Genomic DNA, 19,706 nt, shown 5'->3' with positions numbered 1-19,706 from the left:
CCCGATGCGCATCCTCGGTATCGATCCCGGCCTGCAGACCACCGGCTTCGGCGTGGTGGACGTCGACGGCCATTCGCTGAGCTACGTGGCCAGCGGCACCATCAGCACCCGCCACATCGGCAAGGGCCAGTTGCCGACGCGGCTCAAGGTGCTGTTCGACGGCATCGGCGAGATCAACGAGCGCTACAAGCCCGATGCGGCGGCGGTGGAGATCGTGTTCGTCAACGTCAACCCGCAGTCCACGCTCCTGCTCGGGCAGGCGCGCGGCGCGTGCCTCACGGCGCTGGTCGCGTGCAACCTGAGCGTGGCGGAATACACCGCCCTGCAGATGAAGCAGGCGGTGGCGGGCCACGGCAGCGCCGCCAAGGCGCAGGTGCAGGAAATGGTGAAGCGCCTGCTTCGCCTGCCCGGCGTGCCCGGCAGCGATGCGGCGGATGCGCTGGGCATCGCGATCACGCATGCGCACGTGGGAAGTTCGATGGCGCGCCTGGAGACGGCGGCGATGCTGGAGAAGGGTCTTGCCGGAAGGTACCGGCAGGGCCGCACGCGCTAGAAGGCGCGCTCCGCAATCAACACGGCAAAGAAACCAAAGGCCGCGAGCAGCGTCCACTTGAGGACGACCCAGCCGAAGTGCCGGTACTTCACCTGCCCGGTGCCCGCGTAGAACGCGAACGAAGCGCCGGCCACCAGCAGAAGAAGCAGGATGGCCCAGCGAAAAAGCAGCATCGTCTTGGCGCGTTACCAGGCGCGGGCGACTTCGGCGAAGCCGGCCGGCGCGCGGCGCTCGTCGTCGAAGGTCACGATCTCGTGCGCATCCTCGTGCGCGAGCAGCTCGCGCAGCAGCTTGTTGTTGAGCGCATGGCCCGAACGGAACGCGCTGTAGGCCGCCAACAGCGGCTGGCCGATGACATAGAGGTCGCCCATGGCGTCGAGGATCTTGTGCTTGACGAACTCGTCGTCGTAGCGCAGCCCCCCAGCATTGAGCACCTTGGTGTCGTCCATGACGATCGCGTTGTCGAGACCGCCGCCGAGGGCCAATCCCTTGGAGCGCATGTATTCGACTTCCTTGGTGAACCCGAAGGTGCGCGCACGGGCGATGTCCTGGCTGTAGGAGCCGCTGCCGAGGTCGAACTCGAAGCGCTGCCCGGTCGAATTGACCACGCGATGGTCGAAGTCGATCTCGAAACTGAGCTTGAAGCCGTGGTACGGCTCGAGCCGGGCCCACTTCGCGTCGGCGCCCTGCCCTTCGCGCACTTCCACGGGCCGTGTCACGCGAATGAAGCGGCGCGGCGCGTTCTGCAGCTCGATGCCCGCGCTTTGCAGCAGGAAGACAAAAGAGGATGCGGAGCCGTCGAGGATCGGCACCTCGTCGGCGGTGATGTCGATCACGAGGTTGTCGATGCCGAGGCCCGCGCAGGCCGACATCAGGTGTTCGACGGTCTGCACCTTGGCGCCGCGCGAGGAAACGGTGGACGCGAGACGCGTGTCAGTGACCGCTTCGGCGGTCATCGGGATCTCGACAGGCTCCGGCAAATCCACGCGCCGGAACACGATGCCGTGATTCACCGGCGCAGGACGCAGCGTGAGCTCCACGCGCTGGCCGCTGTGAAGCCCCACGCCCACGGCGCGGGTGATTGCTTTGAGGGTACGTTGTGGAAGCACGGGCGCCATTTTAGAAGCGCCCCCCTCCCGACGCACGACGCGCCTCGCTATGTCAGCAATAGCCGCCATCTGGGGCACCGAGCGCCCAGCCCATCCGCGGGCTCCCGCGGAACCGGCTTGGCCGGGCCGCAGGGTGCGCCCCCTCGAAGGGGGTGCAGAGCCACACGCAGTGGGCGAGGCGGGGGGGGTGGTCAATCAGCTTGCCGGCGGAGGAAGGCGGGGATCTCGAAATCGTCCATGCCACCCGACGACAGCGCATCCACCTTCGCAGCGGCCATCGTGCGATTGGTACGCCACACGCTGGGCACCGCCATGCCGTCGTAGTTGGGCTGGGCGGCGGCATGGCCGACACCCGCGCCAAGCGTCGGAACGGTGAACGGGATGTTGTCGGTGCCGGTGCGGATCACTTCGAGCGTCGGCGCCTGGCGGCGGGCATCCTGGCGCGAGAGGCCGGTCGCGACCACGGTCACGCGCATCTCGTCGCCGAGGTTCTCGTCGTAGGCGGCGCCATAGATGACATGCGCATCGGGCGACGCGTAGGCGCGGATGGTGTTCATCGCGAGCTTCGATTCGCTCAGCTTCAGGGAAGCCTTCGATGCGGTCACCAGCACCAGCACGCCCTTCGCGCCCGAGAGGTCGATGCCTTCGAGCAGCGGGCAGGCCACGGCCTGCTCGGCAGCGATGCGGGCGCGATCCGGACCGCTCGCGGCGGCCGTGCCCATCATCGCCTTGCCGGGCTCGCCCATCACCGTGCGCACGTCTTCGAAGTCGACGTTGACGCCACCGTACTCGTTGATGATTTCCGAGATGCCGCCCACCGCGTTCTTGAGCACGTCGTTGGCATGCCCGAAAGCCTCTTCCTGCGTGACGTCTTCGCCGAGCACGTCGAGCAGCTTCTCGTTGAGCACCACGATCAGCGAATCGACGTTGGCTTCGAGTTCGTTCAGGCCGGTCTCGGCATTGGTCATGCGACGGCCGCCTTCCCAGTCGAAGGGCTTGGTCACCACACCGACGGTGAGGATGCCCATTTCCTTCGCGACCCGCGCGATCACCGGTGCCGCACCGGTGCCGGTGCCGCCGCCCATGCCGGCCGTGATGAACAGCATGTGCGCGCCGGAGATGGCTTCGCGAATGTCGTCCACCGCGGCTTCGGCGGCGTCACGCCCCTTCTCGGGCTTGCTGCCCGCGCCCAGCCCGTTGGTGCCGAGCTGGATGGTCTTGTGCGCGTTGCTGCGCGAAAGCGCCTGCGCATCGGTATTGGCGGAGATGAACTGAACACCTTGCACGCCACGATCGATCATGTGCGCGACCGCGTTGCCGCCGCCGCCACCGACGCCGATCACCTTGATCTGGGTTCCCTGGTTGAACTCCTCGATCTCGATCATTTCGATTGCCATGTTCTGACTCCTTGAATATGCAGTTGCCATGTTTGTGAATGAATTTGTTGTTGGAACCGTTGACGTCTTCTTCAGCGCGGTGGTCCGGTTCTTCGCCATCGCTCGTTGAAGTGCCGCGGCGGCCCTGCGCGCGCCAGCCAGAGTGCACAACGATTCATGGACGCACTCCCATGCCAGAGACACCGCGGAACCGGCTTTGCCGGGCCGCCGGTGTCGCCCCCTGGAAGGGGGTGGAGAGCGACACGAAGTGCGCGAGCCTGGGGGTCATTCAAAAATTCCCCACGATGAAGTCCTTGAAACGGCCGAAAGCCGTCTTCACGGAACCATTCTTCTGCGCCACCTTGAAGCCTCGGAGGCGCGCATAACGAGCCTCTTCGAGCAGTCCCATCACGGTCGCGGCCCTCGGCTGCGCCACCATATCGGACAGCGCACTCGAATATTTAGGAATGCCACGGCGCACCGGCTTCAGGAAGATGTCCTCGCCAAGTTCCACCATGCCCGGCATCACCGCGCTGCCGCCGGTGAGCACCACGCCGGACGAGAGCACCTCTTCGTAGCCCGACTCGCGGATCACCTGCTGCACCAGCGAGAAGATCTCCTCGATGCGCGGCTCGATCACGCCCGCGAGCGCCTGCTTGCTCAGGAGGCGCGGGCCGCGATCGCCGAGCCCAGGCACCTCGACCTGCGTCTCCGGATCGGCGAGCAGCTGCTTGGCGAACCCGTTCTCGACCTTGATGTCCTCGGCATCCTTGGTCGGCGTGCGCAGCGCCATCGCGATGTCGCTGGTGATGAGATCGCCCGCGATGGGGATCACCGCCGTGTGCCGGATCGCACCGTTGGTGAAGATCGCCACGTCGGTCGTGCCCGCGCCGATGTCGACCAGCACCACGCCGAGTTCGCGCTCGTCCTCGGTCAGCACCGCCTGGCTCGATGCGAGCGGGTTGAGCATCAGCTGATCCACTTCGAGGCCGCAGCGGCGCACGCACTTGATGATGTTCTCGGCCGCGCTCTGCGCGCCGGTCACGATGTGCACCTTGGCCTCGAGGCGCATGCCGCTCATGCCGATCGGCTCCTTCACGTCCTGGCCGTCGATCACGAACTCCTGCGGCTCGACGAGCAGCAGGCGCTGGTCGCTCGAGATGTTGATCGCGCGCGCCGTCTCGACCACGCGCGCGACATCGGCCGGCGTGACTTCCTTGTCCTTCACCGCCACCATGCCGCTCGAATTGATGCCGCGGATGTGGCTGCCGGTGATGCCGGTGTAGACGCGGCTGATCTTGCAGTCGGCCATCAGCTCGGCCTCCTTGAGCGCCTGCTGGATGCTCTGCACCGTCGCGTCGATGTTCACCACCACGCCGCGCTTGAGACCGTTGCTCGGCGAGATGCCCAACCCCGCCAGCTTGAGCTCGCCGTTGGGCAGCACTTCGGCAACCACTGCCATCACCTTGGCGGTGCCGATGTCGAGGCCGACAACGAGATCTTTGTAGTCTTTGGACATGAAGCTTCCTCTGTTCGCTTTCTCTCTAGTGCTTACTTTTTCTTCGGCTGGTCGGGCACGACCGTCGTCACGCCGCGCAGGCGCAGCGCATAGCCTTCGTTGTGCCGAAGATCGGCGCCCTCGACCGACGCCACCGTTCGACCGTACTGGCTCGCCACCGGCGTGACCGTGCGCAGGAACCGCTGCGTGCGCGCCACCACTTCTTCGCCCCGGCCGCGCCCGAGTTCGAGCACCGCTCCGCTGTCGAGCGTCGCGCGCCAGCTTCCGCGGCTCGACAGCGACAGCTCGTCGATCGCAAGGTCATAGGGCTTGAACAGCGGCGCGAGCACCCGGTACATGCCGAGCACCTGCCCCGCCTGCTCGACCGGCCCATCCAGGCGCGGCAGGTCGTCGTCGACCTCCGCCACATTGGCGTCGAAGACCTCGCCGAATCCATTGATGAGCCGCGAGGCGGCGTCATCGCCCCAGTGCGCGACCGGCTGGTGCTCGGTCAGCGTCACCCGCAGCTTGTTCGGGAACTCGCGGCGCACGACGGCCTTGCGCACCCACGGCACCGACTCGAAGGCCATGCGCGCGCGCGCCAGATCGACCGTGAAGAAGTTGCCCGCGAGCTGCGGCGCCACGTTGGCGCGCAGGGTCACCGCGTTGTTGTGCGTGACCTCGCCGTCCACCTTGATGCCGGCGAGCGGGAAGAAGGGCTGACGCAGCACCCACCAGGCGCCCGCGGCCAGCATCATGAGCGCGAACAGCGCGAACACCAGGGTCGCGGTCACGTTCATGAGCTTGACGTCGAAGGGCACGGGGGCGCTGTGGGCCATGCTCATCCTTCCGCGCGTTCGTTGCCCGAATCGAGCGTGGCCGAAGCGAGCACCCGCAGGCACAGCTCCTCGTAGGGAATGCCGGCCGCACGCGCCGACATCGGCACCAGCGAATGGCTCGTCATGCCCGGCGAGGTGTTCATCTCCAGCAGGAACGGCTTGCGGTCGCTCGCGCGGATCATCAGGTCGGCACGGCCCCAGCCGCGGCAGCCGAGCTGGTGGTAGGCCGCCAGCGTGATGCGGCGGATCTCCGCCTCTTCCGCAGGCGGCAGACCGCTCGGGCAGTGGTACTTCACGTCATCGGTGAAGTACTTGTTCTGGTAGTCGTAGGCGCCTTCGGGTGCGGCGATGCGCACCACCGGCAGCGCGACCGCATCGAGGCCGCTGCCCAGCACCGCGCAGGTGACTTCCTCGCCTTGGATGAATTCCTCGCAGAGCACGTCGGCGTCGTAGCGCACCGCGAGCGCGACCGCGTCCTGCATCTGCGAATAGCCCTCGACCTTGGTCACGCCGATGGACGAACCCTCGCGCGGCGGCTTCACGATCAGCGGCAGGCCGAGCACGTCGGGCACCGCGTTGATCTGTTCGCGGCTTTGCTGGTCGAAGGCCAGGCGCACGTAGTGCGGCGTCGGCAGCCCGTCGGCCTGCCAGATGCGCTTGGTCATGACCTTGTCCATCGCCACGCTCGAGGCCATCACGCCCGAGCCGGTGTAGGGGATGCCGAGCAGTTCGAGCGCGCCCTGCACCGTGCCGTCCTCGCCGTGGCGGCCGTGCAGCGCAATGAAGCAGCGCTGGAAGCCATTGCGGCGCAGGTCGGCCAGATCGTGTTCCGCCGGATCGAACGGATGCGCATCGACGCCGCAGGACTGCAGCGCGGCCAGCACGCCGGTACCGGACATGATGGAGATTTCCCGTTCGGCGGAACTGCCACCGAACAGCACGGCAACCTTGCCCAGGGATTTGGGGTCGATCACGCTCACTGCGCACTCCCTTCGCGCACCATTTCAACAACCTTGGCGGGCACGGCGCCTATCGAGCCCGCCCCCATGCAGATCACCACATCGCCGGCGCGCGCGTTGTCGATGATCGCCTGCGGCATGGCCGCGATGTCATCGACGAACACCGGCTCGACCTTGCCCGCGACGCGCAGCGCGCGGGCGAGCGAACGTCCGTCGGCTGCCACGATGGGCGCTTCGCCGGCGGCATAGACCTCGCCGAGCAGCACCGCATCGGCCTGGCCGATGACCTTGACGAAGTCCTCGAAGCAGTCGCGCGTGCGGGTGAACCGGTGCGGCTGGAAGGCCAGCACCAGACGGCGCCCAGGGAATGCCCCGCGCGCAGCCGCGATGGTCGCGGCCATCTCCACAGGGTGATGGCCGTAGTCGTCGATCAGCGTGAAGCTGCCGGCCGCATCGTCCTTCGCCGTGACTTCTCCATAGCGCTGGAAGCGTCGCCCGACGCCCTTGAAGTCGGCGAGACCACGCTGCACAGCCTCGTCGGGAATCCCGAGTTCGACCGCCACCGCGATCACCGACAGCGCATTGCGCACGTTGTGCTCGCCGGGCAGGTTCAGCACGATGTCGAGATCGGGCAGCGTCACGCCGTTGCGGCGCTGCGCCGTGAAGTGCATCTGCGCGCCCACGGCCCGTACGTTGACCGCCCGCACCTGCGCACCCTCGTCGAAGCCGTAGCTGGTGACGGGGCAGGACACCTCGGTCACGATCTGCCGCACCGCCGGATCGTCGGTGCAGAGAATCGCAACGCCGTAGAAAGGCATGCGGTGCAGGAAATCGACGAAGGCCTTCTTGAGCTTCGCGAAGTCGTGCCCGTAGGTCTCCATGTGGTCGGCGTCGATGTTCGTGACCACCGCCATGATCGGCAGCAGGTTCAGGAACGAGGCATCCGACTCGTCAGCCTCCACGACGATGTAGTCGCCGCTGCCGAGCCGCGCATTCGCACCCGCGCTGTTGAGCCGGCCGCCGATCACGAAGGTCGGGTCCAGCCCCGCGGCCGCGAGCACGCTCGCGACGAGGCTCGTGGTGGTGGTCTTGCCATGCGTGCCGGCGATCGCGATGCCCTGCTTGAGGCGCATGAGTTCGGCCAGCATGAGTGCGCGCGGCACCACGGGAATGCGCTTCTCGCGCGCCGCGACCACCTCGGGGTTGTCGGCGTTCACCGCGGTCGACGTGACGACCGCATCGGCGCCTGCGATGTGCGCCGCGTCGTGGCCCACGTAGGTCGTGATGCCGAGTCCCGCGAGCCGGCGCAGCGTTGCGCTGTCGGCGAGGTCGGAGCCGGAGATCTTGTAGCCCAGGTTGAGCAGCACTTCGGCGATGCCGCTCATGCCCGAGCCGCCCACGCCGACGAAGTGGATGTGATGGATGGCGTGCTTCATGCGCGGCCTCCATGCCTGCGAGAACCTTCGTCGGCCTTGCTGGACTCGACGAAGTGGATGCGTCGGATAGCGTGCTTCATGCGCGGCCTCCACGTCTAGGTTCGGCGAGTTCCTCGCAGGCGCGGACCACAGCGTCCACCGCCTCGGTTTTTCGCATCGTCCGGGCCTTCAGGGCCCGATCCAGGAGCGCATCGCGCCCCGTTTTCTGTAATAGATCAGCCAGCAATTCGGGTGTCAGTTCAGTCTGCTGGACGAGCCAGCCACCGCCCGCGTCGACGAGGAAGCGCGCGTTGGTGGTCTGGTGGTCGTCCACCGCGGATGGGAAAGGCACGAACAGCGCTGCTGCGCCGACGGCCGCGATTTCGGTGACGGTGCTCGCGCCGGCGCGCGCGACGATGAGGTCGGCGTCGGCGTAGGCGCGTGCGGTGTCGTCGATGAAAGGGGTGAGCTCGCCCTCGACACCCGCCTGGGCGTAGTTGGCGCGGAGCTCGTCGATCTGCTTGGCGCCGCTCTGGTGCGTGACGCTCGGGCGCTGGGCGGGCGCGATCATCGCGAGCGCCTTGGGCACTACCGCGTTGAGCGCCTTCGCGCCGAGGCTGCCGCCGACCACCAGGAGCTTGAGCGGCCCGGTGCGACCGGCGAAGCGGCTGGAGGGCTCGCCCTGCGAGGTGAACGCCGCACGCAACGGGTTGCCCACCCATTGCGCCTTCTTGAGCACGTTCGGGAACGCGGTGAACACACGGTCCGCCACACCCGCAAGGATCTTGTTGGCCAGGCCCGCGACCGAGTTCTGCTCGTGCAATACCAGCGGCTTGTTAAGCAGCACGCTCATCATTCCGCCCGGGAAGGTGATGTAGCCGCCGAGGCCCACCACCACGTCGGGCTTGACGCGGCGCACCACGCGCAGGCTCTGCCAGAACGCGCGCAGCAGCCGCACCGGCAGCAGCGCCAGCGTGAGCGGTCCCTTGCCGCGCACGCCGCCGAACTGCACCGGCTCGAAGACAAAGCCGCGCGGCGGCACGAGCTGCTGCTCCATGCTGCCGGGCGCGCCCAGCCAGTGCACGCGCCAGCCGCGATCGCGCAGCGCCTCCGCCACGGCCAGGCCCGGGAAGATGTGCCCGCCGGTGCCGCCCGCCATGACGAGTGCCGTTCTGGTCATACGCGACCTCCCCGCATGAGGACGCGATTCTCGTAGTCGATGCGCAGCACCACGGCCAGCGCGATCACGTTCATCAGGATGGCCGAGCCGCCGAAGCTCATCAGCGGCAGCGTGAGCCCCTTGGTCGGCAGCGCGCCGAGGTTCACGCCCATGTTGATGAAGGCCTGGAAGCCGATCCAGATGCCCACGCCCTGCGCCACGAGGCCCGAGAACACGCGATCGAGCGCGATCGCCTGCCGGCCGATGTGCATGATCCGCCGCGTGAGCCAGAGGAAGAGGCCGATGGCCAGCAGCACGCCCACGAGGCCGAACTCCTCGCCGATCACGGCCATCAGGAAGTCGGTGTGCGCTTCGGGCAGCCAGTGCAGCTTCTCGACACTGCCGCCGAGGCCGACGCCGAACACTTCGCCGCGGCCGATCGCGATCAGCGAATGCGAAAGCTGGTAGCCCTTGCCGAGCGCGTGCTCCTCGCTCCACGGATCGAGGTAGGCGAAGATCCGCTCGCGCCGCCACGGGCTGGTCGCCACGATGGTCCCGAAGGCCACCACCACGAGCGCGGCGATCACGAAGAACATGCGCGCGTTCACGCCGCCCAGGAAGAGGATGCCCATCGCGATCACGGCGATCACCATGAAGGCGCCCATGTCGGGCTCGGCCATCACCAGCATGCCGACCACGACCACCGCGACGCCCATCGGCAGCACCGCGCGGAAGAAGCGCTCCTTGATCTCCATCTTGCGGACCATGTAGCTGGCCGCGTAGAGGATCATCGCGAGCTTGGCCAGTTCCGACGGCTGGAAGCGCATGAAGCCCAGCGGCAGCCAGCGACGCGCGCCGTTGACGTTGATGCCGACGTGCGGGACCAGCACCACCACCAGCAACAGCAGCGACACGACGAAGAGCCACGGTGCAGCGCGCTCCCAGGTTCGCATCGGCACCTGGAAGGCCAGCATGCCGCCGACGAAGGCGATCGCGAGCGATGCGGCATGGCGCGTAAGGAAGAAGGTCGGGCTGTAGCCGGCGCGTGCGAAGCGCGGGTTGTCCGGCATCGCGATCGAGGCCGAATAGACCATCACGAGCCCCCAGGCCAGCAGCGCGACCGTGACCCAGACCAGCGCCTGGTCGAAGCCCAGCACACGCACCGGCGCCGCCTTGGTCTGCGTCATGCCGGCGCTGCCCAGGCGCACCGGCAGGTGGATCGGCAAGGCGTCCATGCTGCTCTTGGCACGGCTGAACCAGCCGGCGAAGCGGCCGGGCTTGGCGTTGGGCGCGGCTGCGCTCATCGAGCAACCTCCGTGCTTCGCACTGCGGCGCGAGCGCCTTCGGGCGGCCGGGCGGCGTGCATGCGAGCAACCTCCGTGCTTCGCACTGCGGTGCGAGCGCCTTCGGGCGGCCGGGCGGCGCTCATGCGAGCCCTCCTTCGGCCGCGAGTTCCTGCACCGTCTCGCAGAACACGGCCGCGCGGTGCGCGTAGTCCTTGAACATGTCGAAGCTCGCGCAAGCCGGCGACAGCAGCACCGCATCGCCGGGCTGCGCGCGCTCGGAAGCGAGCCTTACAGCTTCGGGCAGCGACGCGGCGTTCTGCATCGAGATGCCCGTGGATTCGAGTGCCACCTCGATCTGCGGCGCATCGCGGCCGATCAGCAGGACGGCGCGCGCGTACTGTTGCACCGGCGCGGCGAGCGGCGTGAAATCCTGGCCCTTGCCATCGCCGCCGAGGATCACGACCACGCGGCGGTCTTCGCCCAGGCCGGTCAACGCGGCGACGGTCGCACCGACGTTGGTGCCCTTGCTGTCGTCGAAGTACTCGACGCCATCGATGATGGCGACCGGCTCGACGCGGTGGGGTTCGCCCTGGTACTCGCGCAGGCCATAGAGCATCGGCGCGAGCTGGCACCCCGCCGCCGTCGCGAGCGCGAGGGCCGCGAGCGCATTGAGCGCGTTGTGCCGGCCGCGAATGCGCAAGGCATCGGCGGGCATCAGGCGCTGGATGTGGATCTCCTCTTCCTCGACCGGCGCGCCCCGCTTGCGCTTCTGCGTCTCGTCGGCTTCCAGCGCGCGGACCAGCCATGTCATGCCGTGCAGCCGCTCGATGCCGTAGTCGCCGGGGCGCTTCGGCATGCCCGAACCGAAGGTGACCACGGTGCGCGGCACCTGCCCCTTGGCGAGCTTGACCGGCGCCGGGCGCATCGCCATCACGGCTTCGTCGTCGCGGTTGAGCACCATCGCACCCTGCCTGCCGAAGATGCGCGCCTTGGCCGCCGCGTAGGCCGCCATGTCGCCGTGCCAGTCGAGGTGGTCCTGCGTGATGTTGAGCACCGTGGCGGCCGTGGGCTCGAAGTCCTGCACGCCGTCGAGCTGGAAGCTCGACAGCTCCAGCACCCAGACGTCGGGCAGCGTGCCGGCGTCCATGTGCGCCGAGAGGGTATCGAGCAGCGTCGGACCGATGTTGCCCGCCACCGCGACGGTCTTGCCGGCGCGTTCGACCAGCTGGCCGGTGAGCGAGGTGACCGTCGTCTTGCCGTTGGTTCCCGTGATCGCGAGCACGGCGGGCGTGTAGCCTTGGGGCTTCGGCGGGGGCGCGATGACTTCGGGCGTCGGCGTGAACGAGTCATCGTCATCGTCCAGAAGCGGAGGCGCGGATTCAGTCGCCGGCTCAGTCGCCGACCCGGCTGCGGGCTCGATCGTTTCAACCTCGCCGGGTGTCTGCGGCTCCGTCGCCGCCTGCGCCTCTCCCACGTCGGCGATCTCGGGCGCTTCTCCGTCCTCGGCCAGTTCCATCGTCCGCAGATCGGCCAGCGCCTGCGCAAACAGATCCAGCTCGCCGCCCACCGCCAGCCCGACCGCGCGCGCGGCATCGACCACCGCCGCCACGGTGGCCGGCGAAAGCCCCGGCGAGCGGTACACCGCACGCACCGGCGTGCCCTCGACCAGCGATGCCGTGAACGGCCCGCCGACGAAGGCGATGCCGGGAAGCTCCTCGCGCAGCGTCGCCAGTTGCGGCGGCGCTTCGCGCGTGTCGGCCACAGTGACATTTGCGCCGTGGCGAGCGCACCAGCGCGCCATCGCGAGCCCGGATGCGCCGAGGCCCAGGATCAGAACGTGGAGGTCCTTGAGATGCAGCATGCTCGTCCTACCGCAGCTTCAAGGTGGAAAGACCCACGAGGCACAGGAGCATCGTGATGATCCAGAAACGCACGACGACTTGCGTCTCGCGCCAGCCGCTCTTCTCGAAGTGGTGATGCAGCGGCGCCATCTTGAGCACGCGCCGCCCTTCGCCGAAGCGCTTCTTGGTGTACTTGAAATAGGTGACCTGCGCCATCACCGAGATCGCCTCGACCACGAAGATGCCGCCCATCACGAAGAACACGATCTCCTGCCGCACGATCACTGCGATGGTGCCGAGCGCGCCGCCGAGCGCGAGCGCGCCCACGTCGCCCATGAACACCTGCGCCGGATGCGTGTTGAACCAAAGGAAGGCGAGCCCCGCGCCCGCCATCGCGGAACAGAACACCAGCAGCTCGCCCGAGCCGGGAATGTGCGGGAACAACAGGTAGCGCGAATACACCGCGCTGCCGGTGACGTAGGCGAACACGCCCAGCGCCGAGCCGACCATCACCACGGGCATGATCGCGAGCCCGTCGAGCCCATCGGTGAGATTCACGGCGTTGCTTGCGCCGACGATCACCAGGTAGGTCAGGATCACGAAGCCGATGCCGCCCAGCGGATAGCTCACTTCCTTGAAGAAGGGCACCAGCAGGTTGATCTTGGGCGGGAAGTTCAGGTCGAAGCCGGAGCGCACCCACGAGAAGAACAGTTCGAGCACGCGCCAGTTGGAACTCTCGGAAATGCTGAACAGCAGATAGAAGCCCGCGACCAGCCCCACCACCGACTGCCAGAAGTACTTCTCGCGCGAGCGCATGCCTTCAGGGTCCTTGTTGACCACCTTGCGCCAGTCGTCGACCCAGCCGATCGCGCCGAAGCCGAGCGTGACCCACAGCACGATCCACACGAAGCGGTTCGACAGGTCGAACCAGAGCAGGGTCGCCAGCGCGATCGAGAACAGCACCAGCACGCCGCCCATGGTCGGCGTGCCGCTCTTGGTGAGGTGTGTCTCCATGGCATAGCCGCGGACCGGCTGGCCGATCTTGAGCGCAGTGAGGCGGCGGATCACGTAGGGCCCCGCTGCCAGCCCGAGCAGCAGCGCGGTCAGCGCGGCCATCATGGCGCGGAAGGTGAGGTACTGGAACACGCGCAGGAAACCGAATTCCGGCGAGCTCGCCTGCAGCCATTGGGCCAATGTCATCAGCATGATGTGAACGCGCGCGGCTCATGAAGCATGGCCGGCCTCCCTGTCTTGTTGTTGTGGCGCCGAGGCGATGACGGCCTGCACCACGCGCTCCATCTGCATGAAGCGCGAACCCTTCACCAGCACGCTCGCGGTGCGCGGCAATTGCGCGAGCACGGCGGCGTTGAGCGAATCGATGTCGCCGAAATGCCGGGCCTCGCCCTCGGCGGGCGAGCCGTAGGCCGAGACGCTGTGCACGGTCTCGCTGCCGAGCGCGAACACGGTTTCGATGCCGCGCTCGCGCGCCCAGGCGCCGATTTCGGAATGGAATTGAGGACCCTGGTCGCCGACCTCGCCCATGTCGCCGATGACCAGCACGCGCGGCCCAGGCAGGCTCGCGAGCACGTCGATCGCGGCGCGCATCGAATCGGGGTTGGCGTTGTAGGTGTCGTCGATGAGCGTGATCGTGCGGCCGTCGGCCAACTTCAGTTCGGCGGCCTTCGAGCGGCCCTTGACCGGCTCGAACGCGGCCAGCCCTTCGCCGATCTTGTCCGGCGAGACGCCGCTGGCGAGCGAGCATGCGATCGCGGCGAGCGCATTGACCACGTTGTGGCGGCCCGCGATGCGCAGCGTGGAGCGCACCTCGCCCACCGGCGTGCGCGCCTCGAACTGCCAAGCGCCGTGCTGCCATTCGGCGGATGCCAGCGCGATGTCTGCGTCGGGATGCACGCCGAAGGTCAACGTGCGCCGCACCGCGCCTTCGCGTGCGATGGCCTGCCAGAGCGGCGTGAACTCGTCGCCGAAGGGGAACACCGCCGTGCCGCCATCGGGCAGCGCGGAGAAGACGGACGCGTTCTCCCGCGCCACTGCCTCGACGGTGGCCATGAATTCCTGGTGCTCGCGCTGCGCGTTGTTGACCAGTGCGATGGTGGGCTTCGCGATCGCTCCGAGCCGCGCGATCTCGCCGGGATGATTCATCCCGAGCTCGACCACCGCGCGCTGGTGCCGCGCCCGAAGACGCAGCAGGGTCAGCGGCACGCCGATCTCGTTGTTGAAGTTGCCGGCGGTCGCGAGCGCGCCCTCGCCGCTGGCGACGCGCAGGATCGAGGCGATCATCTGCGTCACAGTGGTCTTGCCGTTGCTGCCCGTGACGGCGATGAGCGGCAGATCGAACTGGCTGCGCCAGCCGGCCGCCAGCGCGCCGAGGGCCGCGAGCGTGTCCGGCACTTCGAGGCCCGGCAGGCCCGCGGCTTCGAGACCGGCGTGCGCAATGGCCGCGACAGCGCCGCGCGCCTTCGCATCGGCGAGGAACTGGTTGGCGTCGAAGCGTTCGCCCTTCAGCGCGACGAACAGATCGCCGGCGGCGAGCGTGCGCGTGTCGGTGTGCACGCGCAGGATCGGCGTCGCTGGATCGCCGACGAGGCGCGAACCCTGGATCCAGGCATGCGCCTGGCCGAGGGTCATCATGGGCGCCATCGCGTTGGCCTCTGTCATGCGCCGCTCCTCAGTGTGAGCGCGTCGATGGCATGCACGCGATCGGAGAATGCTATGCGCTCGCCGGCGATTTCCTGCCAGGCCTCGTGGCCCTTGCCCGCGATCAGCACCACGTCCTCGGGACGGGCCTGGGCCAGCGTGTCGGCGATGGCCTTGGCGCGGTCGGGCTCGACCTGCGCGGCCTCCGGGCTCGCCAGGCCCAGCAGGATCTGGCTGATGATCGCCGCGGGCTTCTCGCTGCGCGGGTTGTCGCTGGTCACGACCACGCGGTCGGCCTGCTTCTCGGCAACCGCCGCCATCATCGGACGCTTGGCGGAGTCGCGATCCCCGCCGCAGCCGAAGACGCACCACAGCTTGCCGCCGCGTTGCTGCACGAGCGGATGCAGCCCTGCAAGGGCCTTGTCGAGCGCGTCGGGCGTGTGCGCGTAGTCGACCACCGCCAGCGGATGCCCCGGCACGCTCAGCCGCTCCATGCGCCCCGGAACGCTGTCGAGCCCGGTGCACGCGGCCACCGCGTCTTCGAGCGACAGCCCGACCGCTCGCAGCGTACCGATCACGCCGAGCAGGTTCGACACGTTGTACTGCCCGATCAGCTGCGTCGACAGCCCCACCGGCGGCACGCCCTGTTCCCGAACGGTGAAGCCGAGACCTTCCGCGTCATAGCCGATGTCCTCGGCCACGAGCCGCGCGGCCGCGCCGGCCGCGGACACGGTCCAGACATCGAGCGCGCCGACGCCGGTCTCGATCAGATTGCCGACCAGCGCTGCGCCGTGCACGTCGTCGACGTTGACCACCGCCGCACGCAGCCCGGGCCAGCGGAACAGCTCGGCCTTGGCCTGCCAGTACGCATCCATGCTGCCGTGGTAGTCCAGATGGTCCTGGGTGAAATTGGTGAACACCGCGACCGCGATGCGCGTGCCATCAAGGCGTCGCTCGACGATGCCGATCGAGGAAGCCTCGATCGCGCAGGCACCGAAGCCACGATCGGCGAAGCCGCGCAGCTCGCGCTGCAGAAGCACCGGGTCGGGGGTTGTGAGCCCCGTGTAAGTCAGTTCGGGCGGCACGCCGACGCCCAGCGTGCCGACCACCGCGCACGGCGGCCGACCGCCGCGCGACATCGCCTGTGCCAGCCACCACGCGGTGGAAGTCTTGCCATTGGTGCCGGTGACGGCGAGCACATCGAGCTGTTCGGACGGGTTGTCGTAATAGGCGGCGGCGATCGGCCCCGTCGCGGCCTTGAGGCCGGGATAGATCGCTATCGCCTCACCCTCGAATCCGAAGTCCCCGCTGCCTTCCGCCTCGACGAGGCAGGCGGCCGCGCCCTGCGCCAGCGCGGACGGCACGAAGCGCCGGCCATCGGTCGCTGCGCCGGGCCAGGCGATGAAGCCGTCGCCGGCGCCGATCGAGCGACTGTCCGCATGCAGCGCCCCGCGAACGCGCATCCGCAGCCAGCGTGCGGCATCGTCCGGTGTGCGAAGCATCGTCGTGGCCATCAGAAGCTCTCTTCCACGCCCTTGGTGATCACCAGGGGTTTGACCGCGAGGTCCGGCGCCACGTTCATCATGCGCAGCGTTTGCTGGACCACTTCGCTGAAGACCGGGGCGGCCACGATGCCGCCGAAGTACTGGCCATTGCTCGGCTCGTCGATCATCACCGCCACGATGATCCGCGGCTTCTCGATCGGCGCGAGGCCGGTGAACCACGAGCGGTACTGCTTGCTCGCGTAGCCCCGCCCGACCTGCTTGTGCGCGGTGCCGGACTTGCCGCCCACCGAATAGCCGATGGTCTGCGCGAGCGGACCGGTCCCGCCGGGCCCGGCCGCCATCTGCAGCATCCGGCGCACCGAGGCGGCTGTCTGCGGAGAGAACACCTTCACGCCGACCGCCGGCTCGGGGCTCTTGAGGATGGTCGCCGGGATCACGTCGCCGTCGTGCGCGAAGGCGGTGTACGAATGCGCCATCTGGAACAGCGAGGCCGACAGCCCGTAGCCGTAGGCCATCGTGGCCTGCTCGACCGGCTTCCACGATTTCCACGGGCGCAGACGGCCCGTGACCGCACCGGGGAACTGGATCTGCGGCTTCTGGCCATAGCCAAGTGCGGTGTAGCTGTCCCACATCTCGTGGGGCGTCATCTTCTGCGAGATCTTCAGCGCGCCGATGTTGCTCGACTTCTGGATCACGCCTTCGACGGTGAGCGAGCCGTAGTTGTGGGTGTCGCTGATCGTGAAGCCGCCGAGGCTGTAGCGCCCCGGCGAGGTTTCGATGATGGTCTGCGGCTTGATGCGCCCCGCCTCCAGCGCGGTGGCGACCGTGATCGGCTTCATCGTCGAACCGGGCTCGAAGACGTCGGTCAGCGCGCGGTTGCGAAGCTGCTCGCCGGTGAGGTTCTGGCGCTTGTCCGGCACGTAGCTCGGGTAGTTGGCCAGCGCGAGCACCTCGCCCGTGACCGCGTCGAGCACCACCACGCTGCCGGCCTTGGCCTTGTGGAAGGTCACCGCGTCGCGCAGCTTCTGGTAGGCGAAGAACTGCACCTTGCTGTCGATGCTGAGCTGGATGTCCTTGCCCTCGGATGGCGGCACCTGCTCGCCCACGCCCTCGACGACGCGGCCGAGGCGGTCCTTGATGACGCGGCGCGAGCCTGGCTTGCCCGCCAGGTCCTTGTTGAAGGCGAGCTCGATGCCTTCCTGCCCGTTGTCCTCGACGTTGGTGAAGCCCACCACGTGCGCCGCGGACTCGCCTTCGGGGTACTGGCGCTTGTATTCCTTGCGCTGGTAGATGCCCTTGATGTTGAGTGCCGCGATTTCCTTCGCGATCGGCTCGTCGACCTGGCGCTTGACCCAGACGAAGGACTTGTCCTCGTCCTCGAGCTTCTTGTCGAAGTCCTTCTGCGACATCCCGAGGAGCTTGGCCACCTGCCGCAGCTTGGCCTTGACCTCGGGATCGTCGCGCTCGATGTCCTCCGGAATCGCCCAGATGCTCGGTGCGACGACGCTCTGCGCGAGCAGCAGGCCGTTGCGGTCGAGGATGCGCCCGCGATTCGCCGGCAGCTCGAGCGTGCGGGTGAAGCGCACCTCGCCCTGGCGCTGGAAGAAGGCGTTGCCGATCACCTGCACGTAGGCAGCGCGCGCGCCGAGCACACCGAAGCCCAGCGCGATGCCCGCGACGATGAACTTGCTCCGCCAGACCGGGGTCTTGCTCGCGAGCAGGGGGCTCGTCGTGTACTGGACGCTGCGCCGTGCCATGTCAGTGCGCTCCTCGCGTGGCGGCGGGGCGCTGCGCCGGCGCCGGCGTCGTGGTCGAAGGCGCAGGCGCGGCGACGGCCGGGATCACGGTGCCGTCCTGACGCACGTACTGCGTGATCGCGGGCGTGGCCGTGCGCATCTTGAGCTGCTCCTTCGCGAGCTTCTCGATGCGCAGGGGCGTGGCCTGCGCGCGCTTCTCGACCTGCAGGCGGTCCTGGTCGAGTTCGAGCCGCCGGGTCTCCAGCTCCACCCGATGCAGCTCGGTGAAGAGTTGCCGCGACAGGTACTGCGTATGCACGAGGTACATGGCCGAGCCCAGCACGGCGATCAGCAGGAGCAGGTTCAGGCGGGCCATGGCTCAGCTCCCGTCCGCCGTGCGCTCGGCCACACGCAGGATCGCGCTGCGCGCACGCGGATTGCCGTCCACTTCGGCTTGCGAAGGCTTCACGCGGCCCAGGGACTTGAGCTTCATCGCCTTCGGCGCAGCAAAAGGCGCGCGGCGGTCGTAGACCTCGCGCGAATGCTTGGCGATGAACTGCTTCACGATGCGGTCTTCCAGTGAATGGAAGCTGATCACCGCGAGCCGACCCTGGGGCTTGAGCACGACGAGACTCGCTTCTAGCGCCTGTTGCAGCTCCTCAAGCTCGGCGTTGATGAAAATCCGAAGAGCCTGAAATGTGCGCGTTGCAGGGTTCTGGCCCGGCTCGCGGGTTTTGACCGCGCCAGCCACGAGCTGGGCCAGCTCGGTGGTGGTTGAAATTGCGCCCCGTTCTTGTCGGCGAGCAACAATCGCCTTTGCAATCTGAACAGCAAACCGTTCTTCGCCATAGTCACGAATCACCTCCGCAATCTGCTGCTGGTCGGCCGTTGCCAGCCACTCGGCCACGCTTTCCCCGCGCGTGGTGTCCATGCGCATGTCGAGCGGGCCCTCGAAACGAAAAGAAAAACCCCGGGCGGGGTTGTCGATCTGGGGAGAGCTGATTCCAAGGTCCAGCAGCACGCCTGACACGCTGGCCGGCGGGAGCTCTCCCAGGTCCTTGAATCCCTGGTGACGGATGGAAAAACGCGCATCCTGGATGCGCGCTGCTTCGGCCACCGCTTCCGCGTCCTTGTCGAACGCGATGAGGCGGCCCTGCGGCCCCAGCCTCGCGAGGATCGCTCGGCTGTGTCCGCCGCGGCCGAAAGTGGCATCCACGTAGGTGCCGAAAGGCGCAGACGCGTCCGGACCGTCGAGGAAGAGGGCATCCACCGCTTCCTTCAACATGACGGTCGTGTGAGTCCATGGCTCGTCCACTTCGCGCCTCAGAACGAAAAGTCCTGGAATACGTCCGGCATCTGGCCCTGGGTGGCCTCGGCCTCCTTGGCATCGTAGGTCGCCTTGTCCCAGAGCTCGAAGTGGTTGCCCATGCCGAGAAGCAGGGCATCGCGCGTGATGCCGGCGGCGGCGCGCAGCTCGGGCGACACCAGCACGCGGCCGGTGCCGTCCATCTCGACGTCCATCGCATTGCCGAGGAAGACGCGCTTCCACCATTGCGCCGACATCGGCAGCTCGGCGATGCGCTCACGGAATTTCTCCCACTCGGGGCGCGGGAACACCATGAGGCAGCCATGGGGGTGCTTGGTGATCGTGAGCTGGCCGCCCGCCGTCGCGCTCAGGACGTCACGGTGCCGGGTCGGCACCGAGAGCCGCCCCTTGGCATCGAGACTGAGCGATGAAGCGCCTTGAAACACGACCTGAAAACCCCGTTGGAAGA

General features: G+C 67.8%; 18 protein-coding genes. 1 reads left to right on the top strand and 17 read right to left on the bottom strand.

Features of this window, described 5'->3' with window-relative positions; all coding sequences use genetic code 11:
- Positions 1-4 precede the first annotated feature (4 nt).
- On the top strand, positions 5-553 hold the full coding sequence (gene ruvC, locus WKW77_RS21015) for a crossover junction endodeoxyribonuclease RuvC (RefSeq protein ID WP_340358820.1): 549 nt from the start codon (positions 5-7) through the stop codon (positions 551-553).
- Here the strand turns inward: ruvC and WKW77_RS21010 are convergent.
- From WKW77_RS21010 to mraZ, 17 genes are all read right to left on the bottom strand, one after another.
- Positions 550-726, bottom strand: coding sequence for a hypothetical protein (locus WKW77_RS21010; protein WP_340358819.1), 177 nt, complete (start codon positions 724-726; stop codon positions 550-552). The two genes, ruvC and WKW77_RS21010, sit on opposite strands and share 4 nt — an antisense overlap.
- Before the next feature lie 12 nt (positions 727-738).
- Entirely contained in the window at positions 739-1,662 is a 924-nt protein-coding gene (lpxC, locus tag WKW77_RS21005; protein ID WP_340358818.1) for a UDP-3-O-acyl-N-acetylglucosamine deacetylase, read from the bottom strand.
- A 191-nt stretch (positions 1,663-1,853) separates the two neighbouring features.
- Complete coding sequence (gene ftsZ / locus WKW77_RS21000; RefSeq protein WP_184524616.1) at positions 1,854-3,059, bottom strand: cell division protein FtsZ; 1,206 nt, start codon at positions 3,057-3,059, stop codon at positions 1,854-1,856.
- 268 nt (positions 3,060-3,327) lie between these two features.
- Complete coding sequence (gene ftsA / locus WKW77_RS20995; protein WP_093164273.1) at positions 3,328-4,557, bottom strand: cell division protein FtsA; 1,230 nt, start codon at positions 4,555-4,557, stop codon at positions 3,328-3,330.
- A gap of 32 nt (positions 4,558-4,589) precedes the next feature.
- Positions 4,590-5,375: a cell division protein FtsQ/DivIB gene (locus WKW77_RS20990; RefSeq protein WP_340358817.1), complete on the bottom strand. Its 786-nt coding sequence runs from the start codon at positions 5,373-5,375 to the stop codon at positions 4,590-4,592.
- 2 nt (positions 5,376-5,377) lie between these two features.
- The gene (locus tag WKW77_RS20985) at positions 5,378-6,355 is read right to left on the bottom strand and encodes a D-alanine--D-alanine ligase (RefSeq protein ID WP_340358816.1); all 978 of its coding nucleotides are present in this window, start codon (positions 6,353-6,355) and stop codon (positions 5,378-5,380) included.
- Positions 6,352-7,770: a UDP-N-acetylmuramate--L-alanine ligase gene (gene murC / locus WKW77_RS20980; protein ID WP_340358815.1), complete on the bottom strand. Its 1,419-nt coding sequence runs from the start codon at positions 7,768-7,770 to the stop codon at positions 6,352-6,354. Before murC ends, WKW77_RS20985 begins: the two co-directional genes overlap by 4 nt.
- Before the next feature lie 76 nt (positions 7,771-7,846).
- The gene (gene murG / locus WKW77_RS20975) at positions 7,847-8,929 is read right to left on the bottom strand and encodes an undecaprenyldiphospho-muramoylpentapeptide beta-N-acetylglucosaminyltransferase (RefSeq protein ID WP_340358814.1); all 1,083 of its coding nucleotides are present in this window, start codon (positions 8,927-8,929) and stop codon (positions 7,847-7,849) included.
- The gene (ftsW, locus tag WKW77_RS20970) at positions 8,926-10,212 is read right to left on the bottom strand and encodes a putative lipid II flippase FtsW (protein ID WP_340358813.1); all 1,287 of its coding nucleotides are present in this window, start codon (positions 10,210-10,212) and stop codon (positions 8,926-8,928) included. Before ftsW ends, murG begins: the two co-directional genes overlap by 4 nt.
- Before the next feature lie 121 nt (positions 10,213-10,333).
- Complete coding sequence (gene murD / locus WKW77_RS20965) at positions 10,334-12,055, bottom strand: UDP-N-acetylmuramoyl-L-alanine--D-glutamate ligase (protein ID WP_340358812.1); 1,722 nt, start codon at positions 12,053-12,055, stop codon at positions 10,334-10,336.
- 7 nt (positions 12,056-12,062) lie between these two features.
- Complete coding sequence (mraY, locus tag WKW77_RS20960) at positions 12,063-13,241, bottom strand: phospho-N-acetylmuramoyl-pentapeptide-transferase (protein WP_340358811.1); 1,179 nt, start codon at positions 13,239-13,241, stop codon at positions 12,063-12,065.
- Between the two features lie 18 nt (positions 13,242-13,259).
- Positions 13,260-14,711, bottom strand: coding sequence for a UDP-N-acetylmuramoyl-tripeptide--D-alanyl-D-alanine ligase (locus tag WKW77_RS20955; protein WP_340358810.1), 1,452 nt, complete (start codon positions 14,709-14,711; stop codon positions 13,260-13,262).
- Complete coding sequence (locus WKW77_RS20950; RefSeq protein ID WP_340358809.1) at positions 14,708-16,204, bottom strand: UDP-N-acetylmuramoyl-L-alanyl-D-glutamate--2,6-diaminopimelate ligase; 1,497 nt, start codon at positions 16,202-16,204, stop codon at positions 14,708-14,710. Before WKW77_RS20950 ends, WKW77_RS20955 begins: the two co-directional genes overlap by 4 nt.
- The gene (locus WKW77_RS20945; protein WP_340358808.1) at positions 16,204-17,952 is read right to left on the bottom strand and encodes a peptidoglycan D,D-transpeptidase FtsI family protein; all 1,749 of its coding nucleotides are present in this window, start codon (positions 17,950-17,952) and stop codon (positions 16,204-16,206) included. The genes WKW77_RS20950 and WKW77_RS20945 overlap by 1 nt, the downstream gene beginning before the upstream one ends.
- A 1-nt stretch (position 17,953) precedes the next feature.
- Positions 17,954-18,307 carry a cell division protein FtsL gene (gene ftsL / locus WKW77_RS20940; protein ID WP_340358807.1) on the bottom strand — a complete coding sequence of 118 codons (354 nt, stop codon included), beginning with the start codon at positions 18,305-18,307 and terminating at the stop codon, positions 17,954-17,956.
- Between the two features lie 3 nt (positions 18,308-18,310).
- Entirely contained in the window at positions 18,311-19,246 is a 936-nt protein-coding gene (rsmH, locus tag WKW77_RS20935) for a 16S rRNA (cytosine(1402)-N(4))-methyltransferase RsmH (RefSeq protein ID WP_340358806.1), read from the bottom strand.
- 8 nt (positions 19,247-19,254) lie between these two features.
- The gene (gene mraZ, locus WKW77_RS20930; protein WP_340358928.1) at positions 19,255-19,683 is read right to left on the bottom strand and encodes a division/cell wall cluster transcriptional repressor MraZ; all 429 of its coding nucleotides are present in this window, start codon (positions 19,681-19,683) and stop codon (positions 19,255-19,257) included.
- Positions 19,684-19,706: the final 23 nt, after the last annotated feature.

The sequence above is a fragment of the Variovorax ureilyticus genome, from assembly GCF_037889935.1.
Taxonomy (GTDB): Bacteria; Pseudomonadota; Gammaproteobacteria; order Burkholderiales; family Burkholderiaceae_C; genus Variovorax; species Variovorax ureilyticus.
Note: the sequence above shows the minus strand (reverse complement) of the source record. Positions and strands in the feature narration are given on the sequence as shown.

Excerpts from the sequence above, each read along its gene's own strand:
- ftsL (WP_340358807.1), bottom strand. The coding sequence starts at position 18,307 with ATGGCCCGCCTGAACCTGCTCCTGCTGATCGCCGTGCTGGGCTCGGCC.
- murC (WP_340358815.1), bottom strand. The coding sequence starts at position 7,770 with ATGAAGCACGCCATCCATCACATCCACTTCGTCGGCGTGGGCGGCTCG.
- WKW77_RS20990 (WP_340358817.1), bottom strand. The coding sequence starts at position 5,375 with ATGGCCCACAGCGCCCCCGTGCCCTTCGACGTCAAGCTCATGAACGTG.
- ftsW (WP_340358813.1), bottom strand. The coding sequence starts at position 10,212 with ATGAGCGCAGCCGCGCCCAACGCCAAGCCCGGCCGCTTCGCCGGCTGG.
- murG (WP_340358814.1), bottom strand. The coding sequence starts at position 8,929 with ATGACCAGAACGGCACTCGTCATGGCGGGCGGCACCGGCGGGCACATC.
- mraY (WP_340358811.1), bottom strand. The coding sequence starts at position 13,241 with ATGCTGATGACATTGGCCCAATGGCTGCAGGCGAGCTCGCCGGAATTC.
- WKW77_RS20950 (WP_340358809.1), bottom strand. The coding sequence starts at position 16,204 with ATGGCCACGACGATGCTTCGCACACCGGACGATGCCGCACGCTGGCTG.
- murD (WP_340358812.1), bottom strand. The coding sequence starts at position 12,055 with ATGCTGCATCTCAAGGACCTCCACGTTCTGATCCTGGGCCTCGGCGCA.
- WKW77_RS20955 (WP_340358810.1), bottom strand. The coding sequence starts at position 14,711 with ATGACAGAGGCCAACGCGATGGCGCCCATGATGACCCTCGGCCAGGCG.
- WKW77_RS21010 (WP_340358819.1), bottom strand. The coding sequence starts at position 726 with ATGCTGCTTTTTCGCTGGGCCATCCTGCTTCTTCTGCTGGTGGCCGGC.
- ruvC (WP_340358820.1), top strand. The coding sequence starts at position 5 with ATGCGCATCCTCGGTATCGATCCCGGCCTGCAGACCACCGGCTTCGGC.
- WKW77_RS20945 (WP_340358808.1), bottom strand. The coding sequence starts at position 17,952 with ATGGCACGGCGCAGCGTCCAGTACACGACGAGCCCCCTGCTCGCGAGC.
- ftsA (WP_093164273.1), bottom strand. The coding sequence starts at position 4,557 with ATGTCCAAAGACTACAAAGATCTCGTTGTCGGCCTCGACATCGGCACC.
- ftsZ (WP_184524616.1), bottom strand. The coding sequence starts at position 3,059 with ATGGCAATCGAAATGATCGAGATCGAGGAGTTCAACCAGGGAACCCAG.